The sequence below is a fragment of the Hymenobacter nivis genome (assembly GCF_006439025.1).
GTDB classification, from domain to species: Bacteria; Bacteroidota; Bacteroidia; order Cytophagales; family Hymenobacteraceae; genus Hymenobacter; species Hymenobacter nivis_A.
Window position 1 is genome coordinate 770,897 of the sequence record NZ_RCYZ01000001.1, and the last position, 26,864, is coordinate 797,760.

Sequence of the window (26,864 nt, forward strand, 5' to 3'; positions counted from 1 at the left end):
CGACAAAAGTACGGCCCCCGGGGCCCGGTTTTCCTTTGAAGCTTTCCCTCCGCCCCCCGGGCTCGCTGCGCACCACGGTATGGCCGGCCATCGCGGCGCTGCTGCTGGCGGCGGGCACGCTGCTCTCCTTTGCCGGCCTGCGCAAGCTGCCCGCCGACCCGCTGCCCAGCTCACCGCTCGAAATGGCGTGGGTCGACAGCGTGTTCAACTCGCTTACGCCCGACCAGCGCCTAGGCCAGTTTTTTATGGTGGCCGCCTACTCGAACCGCGAGAAGGCCCACGCCGACCGCATCGAGCGGCTGGTGCGCAACCAGGGCGTGGGCGGGGTGATGTTCCTGCAAGGGGGCCCCAAGCGCCAGGCCCTGATGACCAACCGCTTGCAGGCCGCTGCCAAGGTGCCGCTACTCATCGCCACCGACGCCGAGTGGGGCCTCGACATGCGCCTCGACTCGTCGGCCCACTTCGCCAAGGAAATGACGCTGGGGGCCCTCGACGACCCGCAGTACGTGTACCAGATGGGCCAGGCCATTGCCCGCAAGCTGCGGGCGCTGGGCGTGCACATCAGCTTCGCGCCGGTGCTCGATGTGAACTCGAACCCCAACAACCCGGTGATTGGCAACCGCGCCTTTGGCGAGAACCAGGACCACGTAGCGGCGCTGGGCCTCCAGTACATCAAGGGCTTGCAGGACCAGCGGGTGATGGCCGTGGCCAAGCACTTCCCCGGGCACGGCGACACCGACACCGACTCGCACGTGGCCCTGCCGGTGGTGAATACCGACATGGCCCGGCTCACGAAGGTGGACTTGGTGCCCTTTCAGCAGGCGTTCGACGCTGGGGTGATGGGCACGATGGTGGCCCACCTCTACATCCCGCTCTTCGACACGACCAACGCCAAAACCACGACCCTCTCGCACGCCCTGGTTACAGACTTGCTGAAGGACAAGATGGGCTTTAAGGGCCTGGTGTTCACCGATGCGCTGAACATGCGCAGCGTGAGCAAGCTCTACAAAGACGGCGAGCTGGACGCCATGGCTTTGGCCGCGGGCAACGACGTGCTGCTGTTTTCGGAGGACGTGCCGGCGGCCCTCACCCGCATCAAGGAGGCTACGGCGGCCGGCAAGCTGCAGCAGGCCGACCTGGACCTGCGGGTGAAGAAAATTCTGCGGGCTAAGTACTGGGCCGGCCTGAACAAGTACCACCCCGCCAACCTGGCCACCTTGCACGACAGCCTGAACCAGCCCAGCACGCGGGTGCTGGCCCAGCGCATTTTCGAGCACGCCACCACCGTGGCGAAGAACGACGACAAGCTCCTCCCCTTCCATCGGCTTGATACCCTGCGCATTGCGGCCATCACCATCGGCACGCCGGCCGAGGGGCCCTATGCCACTATTTTCAATAAGTACCAGGCCGGCCCGGTGTACGCTGTGGCCGACCGCTACGCGCCCGACTCCACGTTTGCCCGCCTGCTGCCCCGCCTCCAGCCCTACAACGTGGTGGTGGTGAGCCTGCACCAGATGAACAACACGCCTGGCCACAGCTACGGCCTGGGCGACGGGGCCCTGAAATTCCTCAAGCAACTCCAGACCACCAAGGGCATCAAAACGGTGGTAGTGGCCATGGGCAATGCCTACGGCCTTAAGTACTTGGAAGGAGCCCGCACGCTGGTTTGCGCCTATGAGGACCACTACGCCGCCCAGCTAGTGGTGCCGCAGGTGCTGTTCGGGGCCCTGCCGGCGCGGGGCAAACTGCCGGTCACGGTATCGCCCACGCTGCCGATTGGCACCGGCCTAGCCACGCCCGACCTACATCGCCTGCGCTATGCCACGCCCGAAAGCGAGGGCCTCGACTCGCGGGTGCTGGCTGGCATCGACAACATTGCCCTCGAAAGCCAGACCTACGCCGCCGCCCCCGGCTGCCAGGTGCTGGTGGCTAAAAATGGCACCGTGGTGTTCGACCAGAGCTACGGCTACGGCACCTACGACCAGTCGCAGCCCATCACTAGCAGCACGTTGTACGACTTGGCGTCCGTCACCAAAGTCGCCGGCACCTTGCAGGCCGTCATGTACCTCAAGGACCAGGGCCGCCTGAACCTCGACGAGAAAGTAGCCACCTACCTGCCCGAAATGCAGCGCACCAACAAGCGCGACATGACCGTGCGCGACGTGCTGCTGCACCAGGCGGGCCTCAAGCCGGGCATCCCCACTTGGGAGCGCACCGTGCGCGACGGCAAGCTGAAGCCGACCTTCTACGCCGACCAAAAATCGGCCGATTTTCCCAATGAGGTGGCCCCCGGCGAGTACAGCCTCAAGGCCGCCGACGACTCGGTGTGGACATGGACGCTGCGCTCGGGGCTGCTGCCCAAGGTGCGCGGCAAGTACCCAGTGGAATACTCCGACCTCAGTTTCCTCATCATGAAACGGTTGAGCGAGAAACTGTTGAAGCAACCAATCGACGTCTTTTTACAGGCCAACTTCTACCGCCCCCTGGGCCTGGCCAACATGACGTATAACCCGCTCGCGCGCTTCCCTAAGAGCTGCATTGCGCCCACCGAGAACGATACGTACTACCGCCACGAGCAGCTCCAAGGCACCGTGCACGACCAAATGGCGGCCTTGGTGGGCGGCGTGGGGGGCCACGCCGGCCTCTTCGCCACCGCCAACGACTTGGCCGTGCTGATGCAGATGAATTTGCAAAACGGCAACTACGGCGGCACCCGCTACTTCCAATCGCCGGTGGTTTCGGAGTTTGCCCGGCCCCAGGTATCGGGCAATAAGCGTGGCCTGGGCTGGGACCACGGCGACCCCAGCAAGCCCCAGGGCCCCACCAGCAACCTGGCCCCGGCCAGCACCTTCGGCCACACCGGCTTCACTGGTACCTGCGTGTGGATGGACCCCGATAATCAGATTTTGTACATTTTCCTCTCTAACCGCGTGTACCCCGACGCCGGCAACAACAAGCTGCGCCAGTACAACATCCGCACCCGCATCCACGAGGTCATTTATAAATCCCTGGCCGCCGGCCAGTTGACGGCCAGGGCCAGTAAAGGTCTCGGCGCATCCACTGGAGCAACTGGCAGCCAATAAGTACTTGTTATTGGATGCGAGGCAGAAGTAGGTGGAAGCAGACCACCTTTAATGTATTTATAAATAAGTGCTTACGGCTCCACAGGCATATTTCGTCGGCCTACTTGCGTAAGCTCTATTGAATAAAAAAGGGGAAACGCTTCACTGCGTAGCGTTTCCCCTTTTTTGTACAGTTCTTATCCAGCAAAAAACTTACAATTTTTTCCCGCGGCCGTTCCAAAAGGTGGGGCCCCAACTGGGGCCCCACCTTTTTTCACTTACTCTGCATCGCGCTTGAAAAACCGGTACTGGGTCCGGCTTTGCGCGCTGGTCGTTTCTAAGTAGTACACGCCGGGCTTCAAATCGCTCAGGGAAAGCGTGTTCAGGCCCGCTGCAGCGTGGCCGGCCAGGGCCGGCTGGCCCAGCACGTCCAGCACGCGGTAAGCGTCGCCGGCCGCCGCGTAGAAGCTGAGGGAATGGTGGGCGGGGTTGGGAAATACCCCGGCGGCGGGTTCCGTTTTCACAGCCGCTACCGGCGAGTACGTGCCGGTACCGTCCGTATCTACCTGGCGTAAGCGGTAGTACACCAAGTCATTGAGCGCGCTAGGCGCATCCAGCCAGGCATATTCCTGGGCGGCGAAGCTGTTGCCGTGGCCAGGCAGCGCGCCCACTACCGTAAAAGCCTGACCGTCAATGCTGCGCTGCACCTCAAAGCGGCTGTTGTTGCGCTCAGTGGCGGTGGCCCAGCGCAGCCGTATCCCAGCCGCCTCGCGGTGCACCGTGAAGCGCAGGAGGCTGACGGGCAGCGGGTTGCTGCCAGAGCCCCCGGTAGCCCCCAGCACAAAATCGCTGAACGAAGTAAATGCCACCGTGGACGTGATGCTGCCCATGGGGGCCCCAGAACCGGTGCCGCCCAAGTCGAGCCAGTTACCGGCGTTGTCGCTCTTGGCAATGCGCAGCTTATCGGGCGCATCTACCTTGTCATCAACATCATAATTGAGCGTAATACTGCCTTGCTTGAAATTACTGGCGTTACCATTGGTCACGTTGAAATACCGCACAGCCGATACCCGCTGCAAACTGCCCGCCGCCGTGGGCCAAGCCCGCACCGCGGGGGCCCGGTTGAACTGCTGGGCCGTGTAGGCAGTGGCGGTGGCATCCGTTTGCTCGGCGCGCAGGATGAGCGGGCGGTAAGCCGTGCCGCTGCCGATGGGAAAAAGTAAGTCGGTGGCCGCGTTGGCCGTGGCCAGCACCCGGCTCAGCGGGCCATTCACGAAACTGCCGGTGCTGCCGCCACTCGTGTTAGCTTGGGGCCCCAGCGTGAGGCTGCTGGCGGCGGTAGTTGTCAGCAAGCCCTGGGTGAGCGTGAGGGTTGCGTTGACCAGCAGGGGGTGCTGGAGCGTGAGTCCCGCCGCGTTGTTCAGCGCCACGCTGACGCTGGGGCCCATGGTGAGCGTGCCCGTACCGGCAATGCTTTGGGCGGCGTTGCCGTTGAAGGTGAGCAAGGTGGTTGGGTTGGGTACGGGGTTAGCGCTGTTATCAACCGACGTAAAGACCAGGTTGCCGCCGTTCAACACCAGGTTGCCCTGCAATTCCAGGTTCTGCACGTTGAACGTGTGGGTGCCGGCGGCAACGGTTAAATCGTTGGCAATAGTCGTCTTACTTGCCCCGTACGTAGCCACGGGTGCCGTCCGGTTGGCGCTAATGGTAAGGTTGCCAAATGTGCGGCCACTCAACCCTACCGAACCCGAAGTAGCCGAAAACAAGAATGTGCTGCCTGGTTCAAATATGGATACTGACCACGTTTTGCCTCCAAATGCGCTGCCGCCGTTGGCCTGCTCGAAGGTGGCCCCGCTGTGAAAAACCACGGCCCCCGTGCTAGTCTTCAACTCGCCAAAAGGCGGGCCGGTAAACCTCGTCCCGGCCAGAAAGTAGCTGCCGCTCGCAAATTCTACGGCGCCGGGCGTGCTGGAAACCAGCAGGTGCGGGCAGCCGGTTGAGATGCTGGCCAGGCCCAGAAACTCCAGGCGCCCGGCAATAGCTGCCTTGGTACCGGCGGCCAACTGTACGGTCAGCGACGAGGCATTGCCTTGCGTACCAACAATTTTTACCACCGTGCCCGCGCCCAGCTGTAGGCCCGGGGCGGGCGGCTGGGCCCCCAGGGTAAGGGTACGGTCGATGTCGGTGCTCAGGGTTGCGCTCACTGCATTGGTAAACAGCAGTTGCCCAACGGTTTGGCTGGTGGCAAAATCGACATTAACGGCTACGGTCTTGGCCAGGGACCCGTCAAACACCAAAACGTCGGTGGTTGCCGGTATGGTGCGGGCCGGGCTCCAGTTGCTGCCGTCGGCCCAGCTGGTGCTACCGTTGGCGGGCTGCCAGGTATAGCGCGCTTGCCCGAAGCTGTTGACATAAACCAAGATTAAGCATAGAGATAATAATGCTTTGTAGATTACAAAAGAGCGACTATTAGGAATAGAAGTACGGTGCATAAAAGGCGTTAAGTTTAACGCCAAATTTACCGAATGATTATCAGTAACAATTACTTTATTTACAGATAATTAAATTATAATTTTATACATAATAAAACTCCAATATTGTCCACTAGTAGTACCTTATCTAGCCATTTCCCACACATTATCCTTGGGGAAGCTATCTGGTACGTAGAGGCTGCCGAGCAAGATTTTACTAATTGTCTTTTTACTGGATACGGGCACGACTACGGCATGGGCCCCGGCCTGCCATACGGCGATGGTGCGGTGGATTTTTTGGGTGGTGCCGTCGGCGAAGGTGAGCAGCAGGTCGATGGGCACGGGCTTGGTGCCCTTGGCTTCGATGGTGATTTCGCCGCCGCTGGGGCCCTGGGCCACGCGGGCAATGGCCAGGTCGGGGTAGCCGTCTTCGAAAAACCAACGCCGCCAGAACCAGTTCAGGTTTTGGCCTGCCCCGGCGTTCATCGAGTTGAAGAAATCGTGGGGCATGGGGTGCTTGCCGTGCCAGTTGCGGATGTAGGTGTGCAGGGCCCTGGTGAAGAGCTCGTCGCCGAGCAAATCCTTCACAAACAGGTAGCCCAGCCCCGGCTTGGGGTACGAATTCAGGAAAAACGCCTGGTCGGTTTGCTGGCTGCTGAGCGTGACGATGGGCGGATCAGCCTCGGTGCCGGCGGCGGCGTTGTATGGCTGCATTCCGTAAGAATCCACCAGCGTGGGGTCAATCATGCTGGAAATCAGCCACTCGCCGATGGTGGCCCAGCCTTCATCCATCCAGCCGTACTTGGTTTCGTTGATGCCCAGGTAAAACGGGAACATCGTGTGGAAAATCTCGTGGTCGGTGAGGGTGATGGCCTCCTGGCGGGTGGCGCTGGGGTTGTCGTTCACCATCATGGGATACTCCATCTGGTCGCGGCCGTCGAACACCGTTTCGTGGGCGTATGGGAAGGGCCACTTCGGGAAGGTGTAGCTCATGGCCAGCACCGTGCGCCGGGCAATGTCTATCACGTCGCGGTAGTCGCGGTGCTGGGGCGAGTACACGGCATCGACGCGGGTGCGGCGCTGGGTTTTGGGGTCCACCACGGGGCTGGCGGCCTGCCACACGTAGTGGTCGGCGGTGGCAAACACGAAGTCCGGTACGTCGCGGGCCTCGAAGCGCCAGGCGTTCTGGGCGTCGGGGTTGGTGATGTCGCGGCGGCGCACGTCGGTGCTGTCGATGATGGTGGTCACGCCCTCGCTCTGCTCGGCGCGGTGCAGGCGGTCGATGTACTTCTTGGTCAGCACTTCGCCGGGGTTCACAAGGTCGCCGGTGGCCCACACCACGTAGTTGCGCGGCACGGTGATGGACGCCTTGAAGGTGCAGAAATCGTTGTAAAACTCGGCCACACCGGTGTAGGGCCAGCGGTTCCAGCCGTCGAGGTCGTCATACACGGCGATGCGCGGAAAGAAGTACGCCACAAAGGCCGACCCCGGCTCTACCTCGCCGGTGCGGTTGTGCGAGCCCTGGTTGAGCGTGTAGGCGTAGGTGATGGCCACCTTTAGGCTTTGGTGGGGCAGCAGTGGGGCCCCCAGCGGCACCACCATGTTAGTGGCGTCGATGGCCAGCTGGCGAACGTCGAGGCGCTGGCCGTTGAGGGCCATTTGCTGGATTTGCACGCCGTCACCAATGTCTTCCGGCGCGATGCGGTTCACGCGGGGGGCCCCTTCTTGGTAGAGGTTGGGGTAGAGCTTGAACCAGATTTGGCGCAGCGTATCGGGGCTATTGTTTTGGTACACAATATCTACCGTGCCCGAGAGGCGGCGCGACGATGGGTTGTAGGCCACGTCGATGTCGTAGGCGGCCGTATTTTGCCAGTAGTGGGGCCCCGGGGCCCCGTTTTCAGCGCGGGTGCCGCGGGCGTAGGTGGCGCGCAGGTTGCGGGCAATGGGCAGCGCGGGCTGGGCCCCAGCGGCCAGCGCCAGCGCGGCCAACAGCCCGGCCAGCAGGGCGCTACGGAGAAGAAACAGGGTTTTCAAGCGGCGAAAAAACGCGAGGTAACGAAAGCAAAATATACGCAAAGCAAGGCGGCCCCGTCCGAAAAACGGTTTTTTATTGCGTTTCCGTGCAACACCCGGCCCATTTATCCGACCAACTACGTAGAACCCCCTGCCCAATCCCATCCGCGGGGCCCCGGCAACATCTGCCGCGCCCGGCGGTTACCCCCGCGCTTCTTTTCTCCTTTTATGAACATCGGCATCGTCTGCTACCCCACCTACGGGGGCTCCGGCGTGGTGGCTACTGAGCTGGGCAAGGCCCTGGCCCAGCGCGGCCACCGCGTCCACTTCATCACCTACAGCCAGCCGGTGCGGCTCGACTTCTTCAACGAGAACCTGTTTTACCACGAGGTGTACGTGCCCGCGTACCCGCTCTTCCAGTTTCCGCCCTACGAGTCGGCCCTGGCCAGCAAGATGGTCGACATCGTGCAGAACGAGAAGCTCGACGTACTGCACGTGCACTACGCCATTCCGCACGCCTCGGCGGCCTTTTTGGCCAAGCAGATTCTGCGCTCGCGCGGCATCGCGGCGCCCGTTGTCACCACGTTGCACGGCACCGACATCACGCTCGTGGGCAAAGACGCCAGCTACGAGCCGGTGGTTACGTTCAGCATCAACCAGAGCGACGGCGTGACGGCCGTATCGGCCGATTTGCGCCGCGAAACCTACGAGTCGTTTCCCATCGACAAGGAGATTGAAGTGATTCCCAACTTCATCGACCTCACCCGCTTCCGCAAGCAGGACAAGAGCCATTTCCGGGCCGCCATTGCGCCCGACGGCGAGAAGCTGCTCATCCACACCAGCAACTTCCGGGCGGTGAAGCGCGTGGAAGACGTGCTGCGCATCTTCGCCGGCGTGCGGGCCGAGATTCCGGCCAAGCTGCTGCTTGTGGGCGACGGCCCCGACCGCTCACGCATGGAAAAGCTGGCCCGCGAGCTGGATTGCCAGCGCGACATCCGCTTCCTGGGCAAGCTGGAGGCCGTGGAGGAAGTGCTCAGCGTGGGCGATTTGTTCCTGATGCCCTCTGAGAACGAGAGCTTTGGCCTCGCCGCCCTGGAGGCCATGGCCTGCGAAGTGCCCGTGGTGAGCACCAACGCCGGCGGCATCCCCGAACTGAACATCCACGGCGTAACCGGCATGGTGAGTCAAATCGGCGACGTGGCCGACATGGTGAAAAACGCCCTTTACGTGCTCGACGACGCTAACCTGCCGCGCTTCAAAGCCGCCGCCCACGCCCGCGCCGAGGAGTTTGCCGTCGGCAGCATCGTGCCGCTGTACGAAGATTGCTACCGCCGCGCCATCGCCGCTACCCTGGCCGCAGTGTAGCGCGGGGGCCCTATAGTAGCGCTGGCAAATGCTTGCTGATTCGTACTGACCAATAAAAGAACATACCGTAGGAGGACAGCATGATTAGGCCGTAGCCTACGAGGTCGGAAGCGTTGATGGCAACGCGCTCGGCGGGCGTTATAGTAAGCCGATTGGGAAAAATGAACGGCCGGCCGTTGAGACGCTTGCTGAGTTGATTAACCAGCCCAAATGCTGCCACCAAGGTGAATGGCACCAGCAGACCCGCCGAGATGCTGGTGCCAGGGTAGCGCAAGGGCCTTGCGTAGCAGTACCCAAACGCCGCGGCTAACAGGAGGCCGCCCAACAGCCAGCACTTGTAGACGCCGGGCGCGTACAGACTGCGGTACCACCCGAACACCAACATTAGTATTGGCAAAGACAGGCCCGCGGTAGCCAACATGCTTAACAACTTCACGGTAGCCGTTGGCCTACAAGAAGATGCCCGCTATTTCCTGCCAGCTGTGCACGCGGCGGTAGCCCGTTTTGTGCACGTTGTGCGGGGCGTTGAACAGGATGCCTTCGCCCCGGAAGTGGTCAAAGTTGTAGGCGTTGTCGTCGATAAGGAAGTCGGCGTTGATGATGCTTTTATCGCCGCAGAAGACGTAGTGCGACCACGGAATAAAGGGAAAGTGCTGCTGCAACCAGTTGTACTTATCGAGAAACGAGTTGGAGAACTCCATGGCCGCCGTGGCGATGAACAACTCGTAACGCTCTGACATTTGGCGCAGCACGTCTTGGCTGTCGGCCATCACCGGCAGGTCTTTGAAGAAGCCGGGCGCGTTGGGATAGGCGCGCAGGGCGGCCTGGTGCTCGGGGGCCACGGCATCGGCGGCGTTGCGGCCATGCAGCGCTTCCAGGGTCAGTTCCAGCTGAAAATCACGGCCGTACCACTCCTGAAAGCGGGCGATGGAGTCGGCCATTACCTCGTCCATATCGACGGCAATGCGGGTCTTTTTTTCCATAAATAATGAGGCCCAGGGCCCCGAGCTAAACGGTTAGAACAAGCCGAACGCCTCGTGCTTCACGGCAGCCAGGGCCTGGGCGGTGGGCTCGGCGGCGTCGGTCATCAGGCCCTCCAGGATGCGCTTGGCCAGCTCGGTGCCGCGGGCCTGGCCGGGGTTGGGCAGGCCGTGGAAGGCGCGGTTCACCATCGTGAGCACGTTTTCCTTGGCTTCCTTCACCAGCACCCAGGCATCGGCCGACACGTAGAGCTGCTGCGAGAGGTTGTGGTCGTACTCGGCCCGAATTTCTTGTTGCAGCAAGCGGTGGTATTCGGGGGCCGACTGGCCGGCGCTGCTCAGGCGCACGAGCACATTATTGGGTGAAATGCGTTCCAGCATCAGCACTACCCGCTCGTAGGCTTGCAGGCGCAGGGGCAGCGTTTCCTTGCTGCTGGCCAGGCGCAGCTCGATGAGGCGGCGCTGCTGGTCTTTGTCGAGGTACTGCTTGAAGAGCAGGTAGATGGTCCCGGCCACGACGAGCGCCGGCAGAATAATTTTGAGCAGTTCGAACAGGTACGCGGAAGAATCCATGGGGGCAGCGCCCGGCTCCAGCCGGGCCGAAAGTGGGCCGGGCGCCGGCAGGGGCCCCACGCGGGGCCGGCCGGCGGGCCGCGCTGGAGCCCGGCCGCCGGCAAAACTACGCCGTGAACCGCCGCCCGCCCCGCGCTGTTTACCTTGCCGCGGGGCCCCAGCCCGGGCCGGTGTATATTTGTTATTGTTCTAATTAACCTAACCTCGACTTTCCTATGGCCAGCGTCGCCACCCTCGCCCCCATCAGCCTCACCGACCGCGCCGTGGTCGAGGTTAAAAATATCATCATGGAGAAAAACGTGCCTGATAACTACGGCCTGCGCATCGGCGTGCAGGGCGGTGGCTGCTCGGGCATGAGCTACTTGCTGGGCTTCGACCAGGCCAAGGAGCAGGACGAAACCTACGACCTCGACGGCCTCAAGCTCATCATGGACAAGAAACACGCCATGTACGTGCTCGGCATGGAGGTCGATTTTCAGGATGGCCTCAATGCCCGCGGCTTCGTTTTCAACAACCCCCAGGCAAAAAGCACCTGCGGCTGCGGCTCGTCGTTCTCAGCCTAAAACCGCTGCTTTTGGCTGATTAACCGTGCTTTTGCTAATTTTTTCCAAATTGTTATGGACGTAAAATATTTGTCGGACGACAAGGGAAAAATAACCGGCGTTTTCCTGTCCATCGAAGACTGGGAGCAACTGCAAAAGCAGTACAGTATTTCGCTTGATGCTGCCGGGGCCCCTAGCGCTCAGCTACAAAACGGCCTCAGCGCCGCCCTCGCCAAGGCCAAGCCCGGCGCTGCTGGCAACGAGTAGCGGCGGCCCGAACCAATAAAAAAAGCCCGGACGAGCCGGGCTTTTTTGTGTCCATTTTCCAACGGTTCAGAACTGTAACCGCTGGCCTTGCACCGGGTATAGCAGCCGCAAGCCCAGCGCGTTGGCCGCCGCCAGCTGCCGGGCAATGGCAGCCTCGTTAGCGGCCGGCGGCTTGCGGTGGGTGATGACGATGGGCACCGCGCGCAGGGCCCCGGGGCCCGCCACCTGGGCCAGCGCGGCTAGCTCCTGCATCAGCCGGGCGGGCGTGAGGTGGCCGAACAGCAGCTTCTCGGGCTGCTCGTTGGCGTAGGAGGTTTCGATGAACAGGGCCCGGAGCTGGCCAGCCCGCACCAGGGGCCCCACGGCTTGCCACAGCGCTTGCAGCTGGTGGCCCTGCTCCAGTTCGTCGGCCCCGGTGTCGCCCAGGTACAGCAGGTAATCGTCGTGGCTGCGCAGCAGCAAGGCGGCGCTTTCGTAGGGCCGGGCGTGGCTCAGGGGGAAGGTGCGCAAGCGCAGCGCGGTTTCGGGCAGAACCACTTCGGGGCCCGGCAGCAGGGCCTGGAGGCGGTACTTGCCCAGGGCCGGTGGGGCCCCGGCGGGGCCGAAGTTGGGCCAGGCGCGCCAGTTGAAGTAGTCGTTTTGCAACGTGGCCAGGCAGCTGGGCAGGCCGTAAATCGTTTTGGGGGCGTCGTCGGGTGCGTTCAGCAGCAGGCCGGCCACGTGGTCGAGGTGGGCGTGCGAGATGAGGTAGGCCTTGATGTACGTCTTGAGCACGGCGTCGGCGTCCACGGCAAACACCTGGTTGGCCACAGCCTTCTCGAGGCCGGTGCGCAGGCTGCCCGCATCGAGGCACACGTAGGCCGAACTGCCGGCCGGCGCCACCAGGTAGGCCGATAGGTTGCCTTCGTCCAGGCCGCCGCGCACGCCCAGCGGCACCACGTCGAAGGCCGGGCGCTGGGGGCCCTGCGCCAGGGCCCCCAGCGGCAGAAGCCCCAGTAGCAGGCCCGCGCAGGCGCACCCGAGGCGGCCCATTACCCCAGCCAGGGCCCTAACTGAAATCATGCGGATACCCGATTTCCTGCAAGTCGGCAGCGAGCATCGTCCAGTCTTCCAGCTCCTCATTAATGGCCAGCACCCGTTGGCGGGTCAGGGTTTCGTGCTGGTACACAGGGGCTACGGCGGCGGGCGCGATGGGGCGGCGGTCGGTTTCGTCGAGGTAATACTCGGTGGCCCACTCGGCGTAGGTAGCGGGCTGGCTGTCGAAAATGGCGAGCAGGTCTTCCGAGCCGTCGTCGTCATTCTCCACAGTACCGGTCTGCCAGCCGCCGGCAGGCGTGTACCAAAGGCAAAACGTGGTGCCGATGGAGGCCACCGGCTCGCCGGCCATGAAGTCGGCAAAAACGGCGGGCAGGCCAGTGGTTACCTGAGCCTTGGCGGGCTGGTCGTACTCGTGCAAGAAGCCGTTGATTACGCAGCCCTCGGGGCGGAACAAGACCAGCATTTGGTCGCCTTCGCCGTCGGTCATTTCGAGCAGCTCCTCGTTTTCGCCCCAGTGCGGGTTGTAGGAATAGTAGCGGTATTCCCAGTCAGGCGAGTTGATGGCGTCGAGCGCAGCCAGGGCCTGGCACAGGCGCCGGAGGGCGGGGGCGGCGGGCAGGGCCGCGTAGTTGGTCGTCGAAATCATGCGCAAAGCAAGCACTTAGTACGTCTTGTTCATGTCCTCGGGCACCACCACCACGTAGTCGGCCAGGTCCACGTTTTCCTTGGCCAGGCGGTCGAGCTGTGCCTGAGTGGCCACGCTGATGGTGCGTATTTTCAGCGCGGGGCCCCCTTGGCGGAGGTAGGCCACGATGCCGTCGTGGTGGTCGGAGTGGTAGCTGCCGTTGAGGTGCAGCAGGGTTTGGCCGGGCTGGCGGCTGCTGCGGATGAAGTAGGCCATCGTTGCGTCTTTCAGGGCCTGGGCTTGGATGATGGTTTGGGCCCCGCCGCCGTGGGGGCTGCCCGCACCGCCGCCGAACATGGCGGCCATGTTTTTGTAGCCGGGCAGCTCATAATCCACTTTCAGCGGCAGCGGGGCCAGCAGGGCCCTATCAGCGGCGGGCAGCTTATCGAGGGCGGTGAGGCTGCCGCGGGCCACCTGCTGGGCAAAGGGCCGCGGGGCATTGGTGCCCACCACTGCAATGCCACGGGCCTGTGCGAATTGCAGCAGCGGGCGGTAGTCGGTGTCGTAGTTGGGCCAGGGGCGCGCCTGGCGCTCGAAGGCCGAGTCGGGCAGGGTGCCGGCGGCGTAGCGGGCCACCAGCGGCTGCACGTCGCGCTCAAACATTTCCATTCCCAGTACCAACTTGCCGGGCCCCTTGAGGCGCTGCAAGTCCTTGGCTACCTGGAGCTCCAGCCAGTGCGCCAGGGGGTCGTTGTGCTGCTCGCCGAAGAGCACCACGTCGGCCTGAGCCAGGTCGGTGAGCATCTGGTCGTAGTCGGCGGGCTTGCCGTCGGCGGCAAAGAGGCGGTAGGCGGGCCGGTCGCCCAGCGTGAAGCTGCACAGGGCCAGCAGGCACACGATTTTTAGCGCAAGGTTTCGCAAGGTTTGGGGGATGTTTCGCGGAAGGAATGGGGCCGGGGTCCCCTTGCGGCTACGAACAGCGTCGGCCCGACGTGGGTTGCGAAAATCGGAAGAACTACTTGTTAGGGCGAGTGATGGGCTCTTACCAAGGACGTCCAGTTCATTCAGCGTTCCGGCTATGGCTAGCCCTAAAGCCGTCATGCTGAGCGAAGCCGAAGCATCTCTACTGCTCAAGTAAACCCAGTTGATTGAATTACTTAAACGGTAGAGATGCTTCGGCTTCGCTCAGCATGACGGCTTTTAATATTAGCCTTGGGGCCCTATCCTATCCTTTGTAGAACATCCACTTGCCCAGCTCCTTATAGGTTACTTTTTTGCCGTACATGAGGATGCCCACGCGGTAGATGCGGGCGGCCACCCACGTCACGGCCACGAAGCCGACGATGAGCAGGGCCCCCGAGAGCAGCACCTGCCACAGCGGCACGCCAAAGGGCAGGCGCATCACCATGGCGATGGGCGAGGTGAAAGGAATCATCGAGAGCCAGAACGCCAGGGGCCCGTTGGGGTCGCCGTTGATAATGACATTGATGCTCACGATGTAGCTGAGGATAAGCGGAATGGTGACCGGGAACATGAACTGCTGGGCATCGGTCTGGTCGTCCACGGCCGAGCCGATGGCCGCGAACATGGCCGAATACAGCAGGTAGCCGCCCAGAAAAAAGAATAGGAACCCACCGATGATGCTGCCAATCGGTAGCCCGTCCAGCATCTGCCAGATGCTGAACGGGGCCCCAGCGCGCGGCGCGCCAGCGGGCAGCCCGTCGGCATCAGCAACCGCGGCGGCGCTGCTGGGGCGCGCGTCAATGGCGGCTGGAGCAGCGGCGGCGTCGGGAGCAGTGGCGGCCGAAGCGGCGGGGGCCCCAGGGCGGCTGGCGGCGGCCACCACGGGGGCTTTGTCCTTCAGCAGCAGCGGCACGAGCACCGTGGTAAGGCCCCATGAGAGTGCCAGCCACAGCCCAAACTGCGTGAGCACCACGCCCGCAATGCCCAGGATTTTACCCATCATGAGTTGGAACGGCTTCACCGACGAAATCATGACCTCCATAATGCGGTTCGACTTTTCCTCGCTCACGCCGCGCATCACCTGCACACCGTAGATGAAGATGAAGAAGTACACCAAAATGGACAGCGCGTAGGCCATGCTGGTGGTCACGCCCACGTCGTTGCGGCGGCCGCCTTGCTGCGTCAGGTCAATGGTAGTCAGCTCGATGCGCGCTTGCAGGGCGTCGATGGTGGACTGCTTCAGGCCGGAGCGCTCCATTTTTAGGGCCCCCAGGGCTTTGCTCACGGCGCCGCGCACGTCGCGCTGGCGCTTGAGCGGCACGTTGCCGTTGCCCAGCAGCTGGATGCCGCGGGTGCTGTCGATGCTGGTGGCGGCGGGCACGTAAAGCAGGGCGTCTTCCTTGGTTTTGGACTTCTTAAACGATTCCTGTGCGGCGGCCAGCGACGTGCCCAGGGCGGGCACAAACTGCACGTCGTCGTTGCTCACGAGCTGCGCGAGCAGGTGCAGCTGGCTCTCGTCGTACACGGCCACGATGTCGGGGCCCCCGCCGGTGCTCAGCTTGCCGATGGCCAGCGACGAGGCTGCCAGCAGCACCGGGGCGAGGAGGGAAATGACCAGAAAACTCTTTTTGCGCACCCGCGTGAGGTATTCGCGCTGAATGATGAGCCAGATTTTATCCATGACGGCGGGAGGGTATTAGTTGGCGTAAGTGGCGGTTTCGGGCATGGTTTCGCCTACGCGCTGAATGAAAATCTCGTTGATGCTCGGGATTCGCTCGCGGAAGGCGTGCACCTCCACCTGCCCGATGAGGAAGCGCAGCAGCTCATTGGGCGTGGTGCCGGCGTGCAGCCGCACCCGGGCGTAGAAGTGGTCGTTCTCGCGCGCTTTCTGTTCCACCACCTCAAAATCGGGGTGCGAGAGAATGGGCCGGCCCTTGCCCTCCACCTCGTAGGTGTTGGTTTTGAACTGGTTTTTGATGGCCGACACCGGCCCGTCGAGCACCTTATGCGACTTGTTAATCAGGGCGATGCTGTCGCACAGCTCTTCCACCGATTCCATGCGGTGCGTCGAGAAAATGATGGTGGCCCCCTGCTCGCGCAGCGCCAGAATCTCGTCCTTGATCAGGTTCGCGTTGATCGGGTCGAAGCCCGAAAACGGCTCGTCAAGGATGATCAGCTCGGGCTGGTGCAGCACCGTGGCGATGAACTGCACCTTTTGCTGCATGCCCTTGCTGAGGTCTTCCACGTTTTTCTCGGCCCAGGGCACCAGGTCCAGGCGCATGAGCCACTGCTTGATGCGGGCCTTGGCGTCGGCGCGCGTCAGGCCGCGCAGCTGGGCCAGGTACAGCAGCTGCTCGCCCACCTTCATCTTTTTGTAGAGGCCGCGCTCCTCGGGCAGGTAGCCGATGCGGCCGATGTGCTCGGGCCCCAGGCGCTGCCCGCGGAAACGGATTTCGCCGCCGTCGGCCCCCGTAATCTGGGTAATGATGCGGATGAGCGACGTTTTGCCCGCCCCGTTGGGCCCCAGCAGGCCGAAAATGCTTTGCTCGGGAATGGCGAGGCTCACCCCGTCGAGGGCGGTGTGGGCAGCGTAGGTTTTGCGCACGTCCAGCGCTTCAAGGATTGGCGTCATGGCAGAAAGAAGGAAAGAATAGGAATTTGCAAGAATACGCATGAATGGCCGGGGCCCCAATGTCAGGCCCCGGGGCCCAGCTCGCGCAGATTGGCTTCGAGGCGGTCGAGGTGCTGGCCGTAGAGGTGTTGCAGGTACTTTTTGGTTACGCTGCCCACAGGCAGGTACAGCAGCGCCGGCAGCAGCAGCACCAGGCCCACTACAGTGAGCACGCCGGGCACGGTAGCCAGGCCGATGGGGTGCCGCGCGGTGGTAAGCACCATCAGCACGTTCAGCAGCCCCGCCACCGGCAGCATGGCCAGCGTGAACCAATAGTAGAACTGGATGAGGGACCGCAGCCCGCTGGCCAGCCGCGCCAAGTGCGCCCACAGGTCGCCGGCGGGGTCGTCCAAGCGGTGCAGCAGGCGCAGCTTGCGCAGCAGGTAGCCGATGCACACCGCCCCAATGGCCACCAGCAGCCCGCCGCATACCTGCAGCCACAACGGCCGGGCCAGCACCGCCAGCGCCAGGGCCCCCACTATCACCCCGCCATTCAGCCACAACTCCAACCGGGCGCTGCGCCGCAACTTTTCGATAATACCATCCGACTGCCGGGCCAGCAACCGAGTAAGCGCGGCCGCATCAAGTGCGGCAGTTGTTTCGGTAGGCTGCTGCCACTGCCGGCGCAAATCGTCGAGTTCCATAGTGAATAAGGCTTAGCGGCGAACCAATAATTGACGGAGCTTTTCTTGCACGCGGTGCATTTTCACGCGCACGTTGTTTTGGGTAATGCCCAATATGTCAGCCATTTCCTCGTACGTCCGGTCTTCCAAGTACAGCAGCACAAAGGCCTTGTCCACCTCCGAGAGCCGGGCAATGGCGCGGTAGAGGGCGGCGGTTTCTTCGGGCTCGTAGGCGGCGGCTTCGGGGGCCTGGGCCACTTGCAGCGCGTCGGCCCCCAGGGCCCCCGGGGCGGGGTGGCGGGTGCGGTGGCGCAGGTTGCTCACAGCCACGTTTAGGGCCACGCGGTAGAGCCAGGTGCTAAGCTTGGCGCCCGGCTGGGGCACGTAGCGCGGCCAGGCCCGCCAGAGCTGCAGCACCATTTCCTGGAACAAGTCCTGGCGGTCGTCGGCGTCCTGGCAGTAGAGGCGGGCCACCCGCCGCAGCAGCGGCTGGTACTCGTTCAGGGCCCCCACAAAGTCGGGCGAGGTAGCAACGGCGGTCATGCGGAGCGGTAATTTCGGGAAGTTAATCGCCGCCCGCCGCCGCGCATTACAGGGCCCCCAGGAAAAATTTAGGATAGCCCCGGGCGGCCGGCTTTCCACCGACTGCCCGGTAATCGCCAGGGGCCCTGTGGGCCTCCTCAAGTGGCCCTGGGGCTCCTGCCCTTCCTACCATGGCCCCACAAAAAACGCCCCACCCGGCCGAAGCCAAGCGGGGCGCTTTCCTCAACAAGCGGCCGGCGCTTATTGGAAGTATTCTTTCACTTTTTCGAAGAAGCCCTTCTCGTTCTTGCCGGGGTGGGGCACGAAGTTTTGCGACTCGCGCAGCTTTTCGAGCAGGTCGCGTTCCTCGTTGCTCACGCTTTTCGGCGTCCACACGTTCAGATGGATGAGCTGGTCGCCGCGGCCGTAGCCGTTCAGGTCCTTGATGCCCTTGCCGCGCAGGCGCAGGATTTTGCCCGGCTGGGTACCGGGGTCCACCTTAATTTTCACCTTGCCCTCGATGGTGGGCACCTCCAGGTTGGCGCCCAGGGCGGCGTCCACGAACGAGATGTACTGCTCGAACATGATGTTGTTGCCGTCGCGCTTCAGGAACTCGTGCGGCTCCTCCTCAATCTGAATGAGAAGGTCGCCGGGCACGCCGCCGCGCTCGGGGAAGTTGCCCTTGCCGTTCATGCTCAGCTGCATGTCGTTGGCCACGCCGGCGGGAATGTTGATCGGAATCACCTCCTCGTGCAGCTGGCGGCCTTCGCCCTTGCACACGTCGCAGGTGGCCGTGATGGTTTTGCCCTCGCCGTGGCAGGTGGGGCAGGTGCTGCTGCTCATCATCTGGCCCAGCATAGTGTTCACCACCTTTTTCACCTGGCCCTGGCCCTGGCAGGTGGCGCAGGTTTTCAGCTCGGTGCCGTTTTTGGCGCCGCTGCCGCCGCAGGGCTGGCAGGCCACGTAGCGCTTCACCTTAATCTTTTTCTCGACACCGTTGGCTACTTCCTCCAGGTCGAGCTTGAGCTTGATGCGCAGGTTGGAGCCCTTGCGCACGCGCTTGCCGCCGCCCTGGCGCCCGCCGAAAAAGCCCTCAAACCCGCCGCCGCCGCCACCGAAAATGTCGCCGAACTGTGAGAAGATATCGTCCATATTGGGGGCCCCGCCGCCACCGCCGCCCTGCTGGTGGCCAAAGCGGTCGTAGCGCGCCCGCTTGTCGGCGTTGCTCAGCACTTCGTACGCCTCCGCAGCCTCCTTGAATTTGTCCTCAGCCGAGGGATCGTCGGGGTTTTTGTCGGGGTGGTACTTGATGGCCATCTTGCGGTACGCCGACTTAATCTCGTCGCCGGCCGCATTGCGGGTCACGCCCAATACTTCGTAATAATCTGCCTTCGTTGCCATCTTTTTTATTGCTATTCACTATCGAACGTCCTGCTCGTCTGGGGTCTACGCAACCGGAGCGGTGCTTCAGCTGCGCAGACCCCGGACGAGCAGGACATCCTTATAGGGTTAATTTATCTTTTACTGGCCCAGCACCACTTTGGCGTGGCGAATCACCTTATCGCCTAAGTAGTAGCCTTTTTCTACCTCGTCAACAATCTTGCCGCGCAAATCGTCGCTCGGGGCTGGAATCTGGGTAATGGCCTCGTGCAGGTCAGCGTCGAAGTCGCCGCCCTTCACTTCCATCGGCACCAAGCCCTTCTGCTGCAAAGTTTTACCCAGCTTGTTGTAGATAATGGCGATGCTCTCGCGCACGGTGTCGGCGTCGGGGGTGGTGAGGGTGGCGGCGCGGGCCCGCTCGAAGTCGTCGAGCACCGGCAGCAGGGCCGTCATCAGCTCCTGGTTGGCGGTTTTGAACAGCTCGATGCGCTCCTTGGTGGTGCGGCGCTTGTAGTTCTCAAACTCGGCGGCCTGGCGCAAGTATTTGTCTTTGAGGTCGGCCAGCTCGGCACTGGCGGCGCTGGTATCGGGCGTTTCGCCGTCGGCCATTTCGCCAGCGGCGTGGGCGGGGTCAGCGGTCAGGTTGTCGTCCTGGGGCAGGTTGTTATCGTTAGCCATTGTCGGAAATATGCGTCGGAATGGGTTTTTCACGGGGTTGGGCCTTGCGGCAAGGGGCCTGGCGCAAGGAGTTTGCCAAAGGGCGTGCGGCTGCCAGTTTGGCACGGCCCGCACGGCCGGCCCGCGCCCCTCGGGGCCCCATTTCCGTACATTGAGCTGGCAACGACCTACCGCGTTGCCGCGCACTCATTCACCGCCTGGCCCTTTCCCATGCCCCCCGCCCCGCCCCTCACCTGCGTTGTCGTCGACGATAACGAAATGAACCGGCTCACATTGGAGCACTTAATCGAACTTACGGACGGGCTTGTGCTGGTGGCGTCGCTGGGCGATGCCATGGGGGCCCTGGACTTTTTGCGCCGCCACCCGCCCGTCGATTTGCTGCTGCTCGACATCGAAATGCCCCACCTCTCGGGCCTGGAGCTGGCGCGCATCCTGCCCACGCCGCAGCCCGAAATTATTCTCGTCACCTCGCACCGCGACTTTGCCGTGGAAGCCTTTGCCCTGCACGCGGCCGACTACCTAGTGAAGCCCGTGGAGCCCGCCCGCTTCCAGCAGGCCGTGCGGCGCGCCGCCGCCCGCCGCGCCGCGCCGCCCGCCGCTACGGCCGAGCTGCCGGCCCCCGACGATCAGGACCAGCACCTGTTTGTGAAGGTGAATAACAAGCTCGTGCGCCTCGACTTCGGTGATGTGCTGTTCATCGAGGCCCTCTCCACGTATTCGGTGCTGGTAACGGCCACGCAGCGGTACATCGTCTACGCCACGCTCAAGGCGCTGGCCGAGCGGCTGCCCTTTGGGCACTTCCAGCGCGTGCACCGCTCCTACATCGTCAATACCCAGCGCATCGAGTCGGTGGAAGACCATCTGCTGCACCTGGGGCCCTACGAAGTGCCGGTGGGCAAATCGTACCAAGAGGCCTTTTACCGCAGCCTGCGCAGCCTGTAGGGGCCCCGTGCATAGCTATGGCTGATGGCTTTAATAACAGGACTTACGCGCTTGTAGCCCCAGCGGGGCAGCCCGTCGGCAGTGATTGGCGTGAGTTCTCTATAGCTGCTTAGGCGGGCAGTTCGGCGGGCAGCTCGCGCAGGGCTTGCTCGGCGGCCGCCAGCAGGACAACCAGGGCCTGGGCGTGGGCCGCGGAGGGCCCTTCGGCGGGGCGGGGGGCGGTGAGCAGGGCCACGGCCGCCGCGGGCCGCGTGATGCCCAGGGCCACCAGGTTGGGCTTGATGTGGTGCACCACGCGGGCCACTTGGGGCCAGTCTTGGGCGGCGGCGGCGGCACGCAGCTGCGCCAGGCTCGTGGGCGCATTGGCCAAAAACGAGCGAATAATTTTTAGCACAAACGGGGTACGGCCCTGGGCCAGGCGGCGCAGGTGGGCCAAGTCGTAGGCCGGGGCGGACGGCGGCAGCAGGGCCACTATTTTGTGGTAGAGCGTGGCCTCGTCGTAGGGTTTGGCCAGGTAGTCGTCGAAGCCCGCGGCGAGGTAGCGCTCCCCATCGGCCCGAAAGGCGTTGGCCGTGAGGGCGATGACCGGCGTAGCGGCCCGGGCCGGGTCGGGCAGCTGGCGCAGGCGCGCCGTGGTGTCCACGCCGCTTAGGCCGGGCAGCTGGATGTCCATCAGCACCACGTCGTAGGGCGGGGCGGCGGCCAGCTGGGCCAGGGCGGCGGGCCCGTCGGGCACTTCGTCGAGCTGCGCGCCCCAAGGCTCCAGCAGCATCCGCACCACGGTGCGGCTGATTTCGTTGTCTTCCACCAGCAGCACGCGCGCGCCGGCCAGGCGGCCGGTGTCGTAGGGCGGGGGGCCCCCAGCGGGCACTTCGGCGGGCACCTCGGCCTTGGGCAGCACCAGGGTGAAGGCGAAGGTGCTGCCCACCCCCAGCGTGCTGGTGAGGGCGAGGGTGCCGCCCATTTGCTCCACTAGGGCGCGCGAGATGCTCAGGCCCAGGCCCGTGCCGCCGTAGCGGCGGGCGGTATCGGCCTGGGCCTGGGCAAAGCTCTCGAACACGAGGGCCTGCTGGGCGGGCCCGATGCCGGGGCCCGTATCGGCCACGCTGAAGCGCAGGGCCACGGCGCTGGCCGTTTCGCTGAGCTGCTCGGCCCGCACCACCACGCGGCCACATTCGGTGAATTTCACGGCGTTGCTCACCAGGTTGAGCATGATTTGGTTAAGCCGGTGCGCATCGCCCACCACCCACGGCGTGGGGCAGTCGGAGCCCAGCGGCAGGCCCTCAAAGGCCAGGCCTTTTTCGTGGGCCTGCGCCACCAGCGGCTGCAAGGCCTGCCCCACCGAGTCGCAGAAGTTGAAGCCCGTGGCCGCCAGCTCCAGCCGGCCGGCCGTGATTTTGGCCATGTCGAGCACGTCGTTGAGCACCGCTAGCAGGTGCTGGCCGGAGGTGTGCACCACGCGCACCAGTTCCTGCTGGCGGGCATTGAGGGGAGTTTTGGCCAACTGGGCCGTCATGCCCAGCACCCCGTTCATGGGCGTGCGAATTTCGTGGCTCATGTTGGAAAGGAAGTTTTCGCGGGCGCGGGCCGTGGCCTCGGCCTCTTCGCGGGCCCGCTGGGTGGCTCGCTCGGCCAGCACCCGGTCGGTAATGTCGTGGGCGTGCGATATGACGTAAGGGGCCTGGCCATCCTCGCGCACCATTACGTTACGGTACAGCAGGTGGCGCTCCCCGCCGGGGCCCTGCACCCGCACCACGCCCTCGGCCTCGCCGGTGGCCGAGGCGGCAATGCGGGCCAGGTACCGGGCAAAAGCGGGCCGGTCGTCGGCCAGCAGGTAGGCCGCCACGGGCTGGCCGGGCAGGGCCTCGGCGGGGGCCCCCAGCAGGGCGGCCAGCACGGGGTTGGCCGAGAGCAGGGTGCCGCACAGGTCGTAGGTGCAGATGAGGGCCTGGGCGTAGTGCATCAGGTCGCGGTAGCGTTTCTCGCTGCGCTCCAGCGTGCTCTGGGCTTGCTTAAGGGCCGTAATGTCGGTGCTCACGCCCAGCACGTGCACCGCACCGTCGGGGCGCAGCAACGGGCGCTTCACGGTGTGGTACCAGCGCACCTCGCCCGAGGGCAGCGTCAGGCAGTCTTCGGCCACTATTTCCTGCTGGTTGTGCACCACGCGGGCGTCGTCGGCGGCGTAGGCCCGCCGCTCGCTGGCGGCCGTGCTGCCCGGGGCCAGGGCGTTGCTGGGCACCACTTCGGTCCGCAGCACGCGGCACGCGTCGTTCTGAAACAGGAAGTTCTGGTTCAGGTCGCGGACGTAGATAACGTTGGGCGTGGTGTTGAGTACTAAGGCAGTAAAAGCCTGCTGCTCGCGCAATTGCGCCTCGGCCTGCACCCGGCCAGTAATGTCGGCATTGTGGGCAATGATGAATTCCAGGGCCCCCGTTGCACCAAATACGGGCTGGTAGTAGCGTAGAAAATGGCGGATGCCGTCGCTGTCGCTGGGGTAAGCCTCCTGCCATTCCACGGCGCGGCGCTCCGCTACGGCCTGCATCATCAGGTTGTGGCGCAGGGCCGCTACTTCCGGCGGGCGGCCCATGAAGCCGGCCGTGTCGAGCATGGTTTTGCCCATCCATTGCCGGCGATCAGCCTCGTCGGGCACGCTGCGGGCGTTGAGGTAGCGGTAGCGCGTGTCGGGGCCAAATACGGCGATCTGGCTGGGCAGCTCGTCCAGCACTCGCTCGTAAAAAGCCTGCTGCTCGCGCATTTGGCGCTCGGCCAGGTGGCGGGCCGTCACGTCGGTCACGTACACGTTCACGGTTCCATCGGCCATCGTCGGCACCAGCGCCACGTGCAGCCCGTAGGGCTCGTGGCGCAGCTCCGTTTGGTAGGGCTGGCCGTCGCGCAGGCTCTGGGCAGCCAGCGCCCGCAGCTGCGCCCGCAGCACCGCCGCCACCGGGGCCCCCAGCTGGTGGCGCAGGCGCACGGCGGCGGGGTTGGCGTAGATGCGCTCAGCGGCCGCGTTGTAGCGCAGCACGGGGTTAGGGTTTTGGTCGGGCAGGCACGAGGCCAGGGCCAGCTGCTGGTTGGCGGCCTGGGCTTCCCGCAGCGCCGCCTCCAGCGCCTGTATGCGGGCCTGGGCCGCGGCAAGGGGCGAAACAACGGGGGCATCGGGCATGGGCGGGGCGGCTGGTTGGGTAGCGGAAAGTACGCACGCGCCGCCATCTAAGGCTTAAGGCCCGGCGCACCGGCCCCCAAGCAGCCCCTGCGCCCGCTCGCCCAATCCCAAGCACGAAAAACCTAAGGGCAAAGCCAGTCCCCTTAAATTCTGTGCTACAAACAATAGCGCTGGTGGCGGCCGTAATCACGCATTCTAAAGCCAGCAGCTGTACCAACCAGCAGCCCAAACAGGGCCCTAGGGGCAACTATGCGCAGGAACACTTCGGCTGGCCGGGCTCCCACCTGGGCACTCCCATGCGTAGCACCGGCCGCCCGCCCATGCGCCTAGCGACCACGGCGGGCAGTGAGCCCAAGGCACCAGGGGCCCTGCTACACGCTCGGCGGCGGGGCCGTTTCTGCCTGCCATGGTTACTCAACGCGCAAGCATTTCAAAAACAAGTTATTACATGGATTAGGAAGTTTTTTGCTGGCCGGGGCGGTGGCTTCCAATACCAAAGGCCAGTTGCGGGGCAAAGGACCGCTGGTTTGGTAAAGCTGGAAGTAGCAAAAAACCAATTTCATTCTTCATGAAGCAATAGCTCCGGGGCTGCTTTGGCTTGGCAAACCGGTGGCGCGACCCGAACCGTTCAGGGGGGCAAAGGCCCGAATATTTCGACGAAAATGAAGATTGTCTAAACTTTTTTTAAGCTGTAATCCGGCACGTTACTACCAATTGTGCTAGAAACGCCGTGGTTTCACTTGAAATAAGCACAAAAAGCTATGTTTCACCAAAAGAGCCGAAAAAGCCCATTGTGTGCTGAATGAATTTGGTATTAATTTTCATCAAGATCAGCAGGATTCACCCAACAATAATTTGCGTTTTGCTACACCGGTTTATGCACATTTTTTAGTTGCACCTTATTGTTAATCAATCCTTCATCCAAAATTCATTTTCTACCAAATCAAATGAAAGCAGTAATTCTGGCGGGTGGCTACGGCACCCGCATCAGCGAGGAAAGTGGGGTGCGCCCCAAGCCCATGATTGAGATTGGGGGCAAGCCCATTCTCTGGCACATCATGAAAATTTACGCCCACCATGGCATCACCGAGTTTGTGGTGTGCTGCGGCTACAAGGGGCACATGATTAAGCAATACTTCGCTGATTATTTCCTACACAACTGCGATGTCACGTTTCGCATGGACCGCGACGAGATGCAGATCCACCGCACCCACGCCGAGCCCTGGACCGTAACGCTGGTGGACACCGGCCAGGAAACCATGACCGGCGGCCGCCTGCGCCGCGTGCGCGAGTACGTGGGCAACGAAACGTTCTGCCTCACTTACGGCGACGGTGTGAGCGACGTGGACGTTCGCGCGTCCATCCGCCACCACCAGGCCGAGGGGGCCCAGGCCACGCTCACGGCTGTGCACCAGCCGGGCCGCTTTGGCATGTTCAACCTGGCCGAAAACGACGACCGGGTGGGCAACTTTGAGGAGAAGCCCGAGGGCGAGGCCACGCCGTGGATCAACGGGGGCTTCTTCGTGCTGGAGCCCAGCGTGTTCGACTACATTGCGGACGACACGACGGTGTGGGAAAAAGCGCCCCTCGAAACGATGGCCGCCGCCGGAACCCTTTCGGCCTACCGGCACACGGGCTTTTGGCAGCCCATGGACACGCTGCGCGACAAGAACGTGCTGGAGGACATGTGGAAAAGCGGCCAGGCCCCGTGGAAGGTGTGGGACAAAGACCCCGTTACGCCGGCCGACGACGTGAATGTGCCCCTGGCCGGCCTGCTGGCCGCCACCGCCCCCTGCTAGGGCCCCGGCGGCTGAGCACCTTTCCTTAATAGCTGTATTTCCTTACCAGCGTACCTTTTACGTATCGCATGAACACTCCTATGCGCATTCTGATTACGGGCAACATGGGCTACGTGGGCCCCGGCGTGGTGCGCCACCTGCGCCACACCTTTCCCGCCGCTGAGCTGATTGGCTACGACGCGGGCTACTTTGCCCACTGCCTCACCGGGGCCCCCCGGCTGCCCGAGGCCTACCTCGACCGCCAGGAGTTTGGCGACGTGCGGACGCTACCCGCCGAACTGCTGGCCGGCGTGGACGCCGTGGTGCACCTTGCCGCCATTTCCAACGACCCCATGGGCCAGACCTACGAAGAGGCCACGCTGGCCGTGAACCACCGCGCCGGCATCCGGCTGGCCGAGCTGGCCAAGGCGGCCGGGGTGCGCTCCTTCGTGTTTGCCAGCAGCTGCAGCATCTACGGGGCTGGCGGCGAGGGGGCCAAAACGGAAGATTCGACCCTGAACCCACTCACGGCCTACGCCCGCTCCAAGGTGCTGAGCGAGCAGGATTTGGCCCCACTGGCCGGTCCGGGCTTTACCGTTACGTGCCTGCGCTTCGCTACGGCCTGCGGGTGGAGCGACCGGCTGCGGCTGGACCTGGTGGTGAATGACTTCGTGGCCGGCGCCGTAGCCAGCGGCGACATTAATATCCTCAGCGACGGCACACCCTGGCGGCCGCTCATCCACGTGCTCGACATGGCCCGCGCCATTGAGTGGGCCGTGGCCCGCGAGGCCAGCAACGGCGGCGAGTACCTGCGCGTGAACGTGGGCACCGACGTGTGGAACTACCAGGTACGCGAACTAGCCGCCGCCGTGGCCGAGGCCCTGCCCGGCACCAGCGTGCGCCTGAACGCCGACGCGCCGCCCGACAAACGTTCGTACCGCGTCGATTTCAGCTTGTTTAAGGAGCTGGCCCCCGACCACCAGCCCCTGCGCACGCTGGCCGGCACCATCGCCGAGCTGCGCGACGGCCTGCAGGCCATGAACTTCCACGACGCCGAGTTCCGCAGCTCGACCTTGATGCGCCTGCGGGTGCTCGGCGACCTGCGCGCCAGTGGGGCCCTGGGCCCCGACTTGGCCTGGGCCCCCGCCCCTGCCGCGCCCGCCCTGGCGGAGGTGCCGGCGTAGCCTTTTCCCCACCCATTCCCT

21 protein-coding genes are annotated in these 26,864 nt (G+C 63.6%); 7 read left to right on the top strand and 14 right to left on the bottom strand.

The window, feature by feature from the left end; translation table 11 throughout:
- Positions 1-35 precede the first annotated feature (35 nt).
- Positions 36-3,083: a glycoside hydrolase family 3 N-terminal domain-containing protein gene (locus EAH73_RS03045; protein WP_240047117.1), complete on the top strand. Its 3,048-nt coding sequence runs from the start codon at positions 36-38 to the stop codon at positions 3,081-3,083.
- A gap of 257 nt (positions 3,084-3,340) precedes the next feature.
- Here the strand turns inward: EAH73_RS03045 and EAH73_RS03050 are convergent, their stop codons facing one another.
- A complete protein-coding gene (locus EAH73_RS03050; RefSeq protein ID WP_161599430.1) occupies positions 3,341-5,482 on the bottom strand; it encodes a T9SS type A sorting domain-containing protein in 2,142 nt (713 codons plus the stop codon).
- Between the two features lie 195 nt (positions 5,483-5,677).
- On the bottom strand, positions 5,678-7,567 hold the full coding sequence (locus EAH73_RS03055) for a M1 family metallopeptidase (protein ID WP_240047118.1): 1,890 nt from the start codon (positions 7,565-7,567) through the stop codon (positions 5,678-5,680).
- Between the two features lie 207 nt (positions 7,568-7,774).
- Between EAH73_RS03055 and bshA the strand changes: the two genes are divergently transcribed.
- The gene (gene bshA / locus EAH73_RS03060) at positions 7,775-8,911 is read left to right on the top strand and encodes an N-acetyl-alpha-D-glucosaminyl L-malate synthase BshA (RefSeq protein ID WP_140465004.1); all 1,137 of its coding nucleotides are present in this window, start codon (positions 7,775-7,777) and stop codon (positions 8,909-8,911) included.
- Positions 8,912-9,360: 449 nt separating this feature from the next.
- On the opposite strand, the gene EAH73_RS03065 is transcribed toward bshA, so the two are convergent.
- Both EAH73_RS03065 and EAH73_RS03070 read right to left on the bottom strand, forming a co-directional pair.
- Entirely contained in the window at positions 9,361-9,894 is a 534-nt protein-coding gene (locus tag EAH73_RS03065; protein WP_205012954.1) for a 5' nucleotidase, NT5C type, read from the bottom strand.
- A 33-nt stretch (positions 9,895-9,927) separates the two neighbouring features.
- On the bottom strand, positions 9,928-10,464 hold the full coding sequence (locus EAH73_RS03070) for a hypothetical protein (RefSeq protein ID WP_140465005.1): 537 nt from the start codon (positions 10,462-10,464) through the stop codon (positions 9,928-9,930).
- Positions 10,465-10,679: 215 nt separating this feature from the next.
- Here EAH73_RS03070 and EAH73_RS03075 point away from each other — a divergent pair, with 215 nt between their 5' ends.
- Both EAH73_RS03075 and EAH73_RS03080 read left to right on the top strand, forming a co-directional pair.
- Entirely contained in the window at positions 10,680-11,027 is a 348-nt protein-coding gene (locus tag EAH73_RS03075) for a HesB/IscA family protein (protein WP_140465006.1), read from the top strand.
- A 54-nt stretch (positions 11,028-11,081) separates the two neighbouring features.
- On the top strand, positions 11,082-11,273 hold the full coding sequence (locus EAH73_RS03080; RefSeq protein WP_140465007.1) for a hypothetical protein: 192 nt from the start codon (positions 11,082-11,084) through the stop codon (positions 11,271-11,273).
- 66 nt (positions 11,274-11,339) lie between these two features.
- Here the strand turns inward: EAH73_RS03080 and EAH73_RS03085 are convergent, their stop codons facing one another.
- The 9 genes from EAH73_RS03085 to EAH73_RS03125 all read right to left on the bottom strand — a co-directional run bounded on the left by EAH73_RS03085 (position 11,340) and on the right by EAH73_RS03125 (position 19,773).
- Positions 11,340-12,335 (bottom strand): MBL fold metallo-hydrolase, encoded by a 996-nt coding sequence (locus EAH73_RS03085; protein WP_161599432.1) that lies wholly within the window; start codon positions 12,333-12,335, stop codon positions 11,340-11,342.
- A complete protein-coding gene (locus EAH73_RS03090) occupies positions 12,322-12,957 on the bottom strand; it encodes a hypothetical protein (RefSeq protein ID WP_140465009.1) in 636 nt (211 codons plus the stop codon). The genes EAH73_RS03085 and EAH73_RS03090 overlap by 14 nt, the downstream gene beginning before the upstream one ends.
- 15 nt (positions 12,958-12,972) lie before the next feature.
- A complete protein-coding gene (locus EAH73_RS03095) occupies positions 12,973-13,857 on the bottom strand; it encodes a ChaN family lipoprotein (protein WP_240047119.1) in 885 nt (294 codons plus the stop codon).
- Between the two features lie 304 nt (positions 13,858-14,161).
- Positions 14,162-15,580 carry an ABC transporter permease gene (locus EAH73_RS03100; protein WP_140465011.1) on the bottom strand — a complete coding sequence of 473 codons (1,419 nt, stop codon included), beginning with the start codon at positions 15,578-15,580 and terminating at the stop codon, positions 14,162-14,164.
- Positions 15,581-15,595: 15 nt separating this feature from the next.
- Complete coding sequence (locus EAH73_RS03105; protein ID WP_140465012.1) at positions 15,596-16,531, bottom strand: ABC transporter ATP-binding protein; 936 nt, start codon at positions 16,529-16,531, stop codon at positions 15,596-15,598.
- Between the two features lie 62 nt (positions 16,532-16,593).
- Positions 16,594-17,214 carry a hypothetical protein gene (locus tag EAH73_RS03110; protein WP_140465013.1) on the bottom strand — a complete coding sequence of 207 codons (621 nt, stop codon included), beginning with the start codon at positions 17,212-17,214 and terminating at the stop codon, positions 16,594-16,596.
- Between the two features lie 12 nt (positions 17,215-17,226).
- Positions 17,227-17,736: an RNA polymerase sigma factor gene (locus EAH73_RS03115; protein WP_140465014.1), complete on the bottom strand. Its 510-nt coding sequence runs from the start codon at positions 17,734-17,736 to the stop codon at positions 17,227-17,229.
- Between the two features lie 240 nt (positions 17,737-17,976).
- Positions 17,977-19,116 (bottom strand): molecular chaperone DnaJ, encoded by a 1,140-nt coding sequence (dnaJ, locus tag EAH73_RS03120; protein WP_140465015.1) that lies wholly within the window; start codon positions 19,114-19,116, stop codon positions 17,977-17,979.
- 120 nt (positions 19,117-19,236) lie between these two features.
- The gene (locus EAH73_RS03125; RefSeq protein ID WP_140465016.1) at positions 19,237-19,773 is read right to left on the bottom strand and encodes a nucleotide exchange factor GrpE; all 537 of its coding nucleotides are present in this window, start codon (positions 19,771-19,773) and stop codon (positions 19,237-19,239) included.
- Positions 19,774-19,983: 210 nt separating this feature from the next.
- Between EAH73_RS03125 and EAH73_RS03130 the strand changes: the two genes are divergently transcribed.
- A complete protein-coding gene (locus tag EAH73_RS03130) occupies positions 19,984-20,715 on the top strand; it encodes a LytR/AlgR family response regulator transcription factor (RefSeq protein WP_140465017.1) in 732 nt (243 codons plus the stop codon).
- Between the two features lie 109 nt (positions 20,716-20,824).
- On the opposite strand, the gene EAH73_RS03135 is transcribed toward EAH73_RS03130, so the two are convergent.
- Positions 20,825-23,881 carry a PAS domain-containing protein gene (locus EAH73_RS03135; RefSeq protein WP_140465018.1) on the bottom strand — a complete coding sequence of 1,019 codons (3,057 nt, stop codon included), beginning with the start codon at positions 23,879-23,881 and terminating at the stop codon, positions 20,825-20,827.
- Between the two features lie 947 nt (positions 23,882-24,828).
- On the opposite strand from EAH73_RS03135, the gene rfbF reads away from it, so the two are divergent.
- Together rfbF and EAH73_RS03145 are read left to right on the top strand one after the other, a co-directional pair.
- A complete protein-coding gene (gene rfbF / locus EAH73_RS03140) occupies positions 24,829-25,680 on the top strand; it encodes a glucose-1-phosphate cytidylyltransferase (protein WP_140465019.1) in 852 nt (283 codons plus the stop codon).
- Positions 25,681-25,748: 68 nt separating this feature from the next.
- Positions 25,749-26,843 (top strand): NAD-dependent epimerase/dehydratase family protein, encoded by a 1,095-nt coding sequence (locus EAH73_RS03145; RefSeq protein ID WP_240047120.1) that lies wholly within the window; start codon positions 25,749-25,751, stop codon positions 26,841-26,843.
- The last annotated feature ends 21 nt before the right edge of the window (positions 26,844-26,864 follow it).

Excerpts from the sequence above, each read along its gene's own strand:
- bshA (WP_140465004.1), top strand. The coding sequence starts at position 7,775 with ATGAACATCGGCATCGTCTGCTACCCCACCTACGGGGGCTCCGGCGTG.
- EAH73_RS03065 (WP_205012954.1), bottom strand. The coding sequence starts at position 9,894 with ATGGAAAAAAAGACCCGCATTGCCGTCGATATGGACGAGGTAATGGCC.
- EAH73_RS03070 (WP_140465005.1), bottom strand. The coding sequence starts at position 10,464 with ATGGATTCTTCCGCGTACCTGTTCGAACTGCTCAAAATTATTCTGCCG.
- EAH73_RS03075 (WP_140465006.1), top strand. The coding sequence starts at position 10,680 with ATGGCCAGCGTCGCCACCCTCGCCCCCATCAGCCTCACCGACCGCGCC.
- EAH73_RS03080 (WP_140465007.1), top strand. The coding sequence starts at position 11,082 with ATGGACGTAAAATATTTGTCGGACGACAAGGGAAAAATAACCGGCGTT.
- EAH73_RS03085 (WP_161599432.1), bottom strand. The coding sequence starts at position 12,335 with ATGATTTCAGTTAGGGCCCTGGCTGGGGTAATGGGCCGCCTCGGGTGC.
- EAH73_RS03090 (WP_140465009.1), bottom strand. The coding sequence starts at position 12,957 with ATGATTTCGACGACCAACTACGCGGCCCTGCCCGCCGCCCCCGCCCTC.
- EAH73_RS03100 (WP_140465011.1), bottom strand. The coding sequence starts at position 15,580 with ATGGATAAAATCTGGCTCATCATTCAGCGCGAATACCTCACGCGGGTG.
- EAH73_RS03105 (WP_140465012.1), bottom strand. The coding sequence starts at position 16,531 with ATGACGCCAATCCTTGAAGCGCTGGACGTGCGCAAAACCTACGCTGCC.
- EAH73_RS03110 (WP_140465013.1), bottom strand. The coding sequence starts at position 17,214 with ATGGAACTCGACGATTTGCGCCGGCAGTGGCAGCAGCCTACCGAAACA.
- EAH73_RS03115 (WP_140465014.1), bottom strand. The coding sequence starts at position 17,736 with ATGACCGCCGTTGCTACCTCGCCCGACTTTGTGGGGGCCCTGAACGAG.
- dnaJ (WP_140465015.1), bottom strand. The coding sequence starts at position 19,116 with ATGGCAACGAAGGCAGATTATTACGAAGTATTGGGCGTGACCCGCAAT.
- EAH73_RS03125 (WP_140465016.1), bottom strand. The coding sequence starts at position 19,773 with ATGGCTAACGATAACAACCTGCCCCAGGACGACAACCTGACCGCTGAC.
- EAH73_RS03130 (WP_140465017.1), top strand. The coding sequence starts at position 19,984 with ATGCCCCCCGCCCCGCCCCTCACCTGCGTTGTCGTCGACGATAACGAA.
- EAH73_RS03135 (WP_140465018.1), bottom strand. The coding sequence starts at position 23,881 with ATGCCCGATGCCCCCGTTGTTTCGCCCCTTGCCGCGGCCCAGGCCCGC.
- rfbF (WP_140465019.1), top strand. The coding sequence starts at position 24,829 with ATGAAAGCAGTAATTCTGGCGGGTGGCTACGGCACCCGCATCAGCGAG.
- EAH73_RS03145 (WP_240047120.1), top strand. The coding sequence starts at position 25,749 with ATGAACACTCCTATGCGCATTCTGATTACGGGCAACATGGGCTACGTG.